The sequence below is a fragment of the Croceicoccus estronivorus genome, assembly GCF_001625325.1.
In the GTDB taxonomy this organism is placed as follows: domain Bacteria; phylum Pseudomonadota; class Alphaproteobacteria; order Sphingomonadales; family Sphingomonadaceae; genus Caenibius; species Caenibius estronivorus.
In genome coordinates this window covers 1-1,410 of record NZ_JRQQ01000020.1, presented here as the reverse complement: position 1 = coordinate 1,410, position 1,410 = coordinate 1, and the positions used below count along the sequence as shown (strand labels likewise).

Annotated in this window: 1 protein-coding gene; it reads left to right on the top strand. The window is 60.8% G+C overall.

What is annotated here, in order from left to right; translation table 11 throughout:
• Positions 1–67: 67 nt before the first annotated feature.
• Positions 68–1,410: phosphoenolpyruvate carboxykinase (locus MB02_RS17265; RefSeq protein WP_407919346.1), on the top strand; the 1,343-nt coding region annotated here is incomplete at its 3' end.

Sequence of the window (1,410 nt, the reverse complement as noted above, 5' to 3'; positions counted from 1 at the left end):
TCTGGAGAAGACGTTGACAGTTTCGCTTTCGTATCCGCTTGACCGTCAGGGCATAGCCACTGGCGCGATGATTTACGCGAACCTTGGCACAGCAGCTTTGGTTGAGCATTCGCTTTCGAACGGTGAAGGCAAGCTAGCGGCTGATGGGCCGCTTGTGGTTGAGACGGGCGAGCACACGGGCCGTTCGGCGAAGGACAAGTTCACGGTTCGCGATGGGGTGACGGAACATTCGGTGTGGTGGGGCAAGAGCAATGTTCCGATGACGCCGGAACAGTTTGCCGCGCTGAAGGCGGATTTCTTTGCCGCGTTGGGTGAGAAGGACAAGCTCTATGTGGCGGACCTGTTCGGTGGTTCGCAGGCGGAACACCGGGTGAATGTCCGGGTGATCAACGAGCTGGCATGGCACAACCTGTTCATCCGCACGCTGCTGGTTCGCCCGACGGCGCAGGAGCTGGACGGTTTTCTTCCGGAATACACGATCATCGACCTGCCGAGTTTCCGGGCCGATCCGGAACGGCATGGCTGCCGGACGCAGACGGTGATTGCAGTGAACCTGTCGGAGAAGCTGATACTGATCGGCGGGACGAAGTACGCTGGCGAGATGAAGAAGAGCGTGTTCGGGATTCTGAACTATCTTCTTCCGGCCAAGGGCGTGATGCCGATGCACTGTTCGGCGAATATCGGTCCGGATGGCAAGACGGCGGTGTTCTTCGGTCTTTCGGGCACGGGCAAGACGACGCTTTCGGCCGATGCGAGCCGGACGCTGATCGGGGACGACGAGCATGGCTGGTCGGATACGGCGGTGTTCAACTTCGAAGGGGGTTGTTACGCCAAGATGATCCGCCTGTCCGCGGATGCGGAGCCGGAGATCTACGCGACGACGAAGCGCTTCGGGACAGTGCTCGAGAACGTGGTGATGGACGAGGAGACGCGTCAGCTCGATCTCGACGATGCCTCGCTGGCGGAGAACACGCGGGGCGCCTATCCGCTGGAGTTCATTCCCAATACGTCGGAAGAGAACCTGGGCCCGGTTCCGTCGAACGTGATCATGCTGACGGCCGATGCGTTCGGGGTTCTGCCTCCGATTGCGCGTCTGACGCCGGATCAGGCGATGTATCACTTCCTGTCTGGCTACACGGCGAAGGTTGCGGGCACGGAGATTGGCGTGACGGAGCCGGAAGCGACGTTCTCGACGTGCTTTGGTGCACCGTTCATGCCGCGTCATCCGAGCGTTTACGGCAATCTTCTGAAGGAACGGATTGCGAAGGGCGGCGTGTCGTGCTGGCTGGTGAATACCGGTTGGACGGGCGGCAAGTACGGGGTTGGCCAGCGTATGCCGATCAAGGAGACGCGGGCGCTGCTGAATGCGGCGCTGGACGGCAGCCTGAACGATGTGGAGTTCCGCAAGGA